The organism is Sphingomonas sp. (assembly GCF_036388215.1).
GTDB lineage: Bacteria > Pseudomonadota > Alphaproteobacteria > Sphingomonadales > Sphingomonadaceae > Sphingomonas.
Genome location: NZ_DASVSH010000019.1, coordinates 1 through 2218, shown reverse-complemented (window position 1 = coordinate 2218; position 2218 = coordinate 1). Strand labels below are relative to the sequence as shown.

Below are 2218 nucleotides of genomic sequence, written 5' to 3'. Positions count from 1 at the left end.
TCCATGATCGCGTCGGCGACCCGGCCCACGGTGTCGCCAAGCTCTTCCACTTCGCCCGGATGGGGGAGGGCACGGACGATGTCATCGTCGCGCGGATCGGGATAGGATTGCGCGGCAACCGGTGCGGCGCTGGCGAAGATGCTCGCGGCGATGATCAGCTTACGCATGGTACAATGCCTCCAAAGAACCTGGCACGCGGGCGAAAACGCACCACTGCGCGACTCGGTTGCCCATTTACCGCCGCACGGATGAGCCTCGCCTGAATGGCTCAGCGGGCGAGCAGCCAGACCAGGGCGACGCTGCCGGCAACGATGCGGTACCAGGCGAAGGGCGCGAAGCCGTGGCGCGAGACGATGCCAACGAACCACTTGATGATCGCAATGGCGACGAGGAAGGAGACGACGAAGCCGACGGCGATCAGGCCCCAGTCCACGCCGGCCTTGGAGATCTCCTCATGGTGTTTGCCGACGCTCAGCACCGTCGCGCCCACCATGGTCGGCACGGCGAGGAAGAAGCTGAACTCGGCCGCGGTGCGCCGCTCGACGCCGAGCGACAGCGCGCCCATGATCGTTGCGCCGGAACGGCTGACGCCCGGCACCATTGCAAGACACTGGATGAAGCCGATGCCGAGCGCACGCTTCAGCGGGATCGCGGCGACGCCCGCTTCAATGGTTGCGGGCTTCACCACGCGCTCGATGATCAGAATAGCGATGCCGCCAAGCACCAGCGCCACCGCGACCACTTCGGCATGGCCGAGCAGCGCCTCGATATTGTCGATCAGCAGCAGGCCGATCACCGCCGAGGGCACGAATGCGACGGCGACGTTGATTGCAAAGCGCCAGGCGCCTGCTTCGCGCGAGAACAGCCCGGTCAGAACCGTCCAGAACGTCCGCCAATACAGCACGATCACCGCCAATATGGCGCCGAGCTGGATGATGACGTTGAACGTCGACCATTGGTCGGCGCGATAGCCGAGCAGTTCTGCGGCGAGGATCAGGTGCCCTGTGGACGACACCGGCAGGAACTCGGTAAGCCCCTCGACGATGCCGAGCAGGATTGCGATAACGATCAGCGGCACGGCGGCGAGGCTTTCAGTAGGGCGATTTGGCGGCGAAGCGGCCGTGGCGTCGATAGGAGGTCAACCAGCCTTCCGACACCGCGTTGAGCGGCGTCTTGGGGATGCCGAACGCTTCCAGCCCCGGCATGCCGTCGGCCGCAACATTGTCCTTCTGCAGCATCAGCCACTGGTCCCAGGTGATCGGCGCGCCGGGCGCCCAGCCCACCGCCTTGGCGATCAACCGGGCGACGGGATCTGGGATATCGATCAGCGAACGATTGCGTCCGGTCGTGACGCTGATCCACTGCATCAGTTCGCGCATGGTCAGCACCTGCGGGCCGCCAAGCTCATAGGTCTTGCCGGCGTGGGTGCGGGGATCGAGGGCGGCGGCGCTGATCGCGCGGCCGGCGTCCGCGGCGTAGACGGGCTGGAACTTCGTTCCGCCGCGGATCACCGGCAGAACTGGCGCCAGCCGGGCCATGCCCGCGAAGCGGTTGACGAAATTGTCTTCCCGCCCGAACACCACCGACGGGCGCATGATCGTCGCGCCGGGGAAGGCGGCACGCACCGCCGCCTCGCCTTCGCCCTTGGAGCGGCCGTAATTCGATTCGCTGTGCGGATCGGCGCCGATGGCGGAGATCTGCACCAGGGCCTCCGCGCCCGCGGCGGCGGCGGCTTCGGCGATGTTGCGCGCGCCTGTCACATGAAGCCCCTGAAAGTCGCCCTTGAGCACGCCGACGAGGTTCACCACCGCATCGCTGCCCTGGACCACGGCGCGGACGCGGTCGGCGTCGCGAATGTCGACATCCACGAACTGGGCCTGGCCCAGCATGCTCAGTGGCTTCAGGAAATAGGCGCCGCGGGAATCGCGCTGGGCGAGGCGCACCCGCGCGCCTGTCTTGAGCAGCGCCTGCGACACATACCGTCCCAGAAAGCCGCCGCCGCCGAAGATCGTGACCAGCCGGTCCATCCCAAGTCCTTGCAAGTTTAAGCGTGAAAGCGCGCCCCCATTGCCCGCTCGCCTGTGCGTTGACAAGCGCCCGGCGCCCCCCTAGTTGGCGCGGCCTACCCCGTGCCCAGATGGCGGAATTGGTAGACGCACCAGCTTCAGGTGCTGGCGCTCGCAAGGGCGTGGAGGTTCGAGTCCTCTTCTGGGCACCA

2 protein-coding genes and 1 tRNA gene are annotated in these 2218 nt (G+C 66.8%); 1 reads left to right on the top strand and 2 read right to left on the bottom strand.

Going from position 1 to position 2218, the window contains the following annotated elements:
* Nucleotides 1-268: 268 nt before the first annotated feature.
* Together VF617_RS08930 and VF617_RS08925 are read right to left on the bottom strand one after the other, a co-directional pair.
* Nucleotides 269-1078: an undecaprenyl-diphosphate phosphatase gene (locus VF617_RS08930; protein ID WP_331014530.1), complete on the bottom strand. Its 810-nt coding sequence runs from the start codon at nt 1076-1078 to the stop codon at nt 269-271.
* A gap of 13 nt (nt 1079-1091) precedes the next feature.
* Nucleotides 1092-2027 (bottom strand): complex I NDUFA9 subunit family protein, encoded by a 936-nt coding sequence (locus VF617_RS08925; RefSeq protein ID WP_331014529.1) that lies wholly within the window; start codon nt 2025-2027, stop codon nt 1092-1094.
* A 104-nt stretch (nt 2028-2131) separates the two neighbouring features.
* Here VF617_RS08925 and VF617_RS08920 point away from each other — a divergent pair.
* Nucleotides 2132-2218, top strand: a tRNA-Leu gene (locus VF617_RS08920).

Excerpts from the sequence above, each read along its gene's own strand:
- VF617_RS08925 (WP_331014529.1), bottom strand. The coding sequence starts at position 2,027 with ATGGACCGGCTGGTCACGATCTTCGGCGGCGGCGGCTTTCTGGGACGG.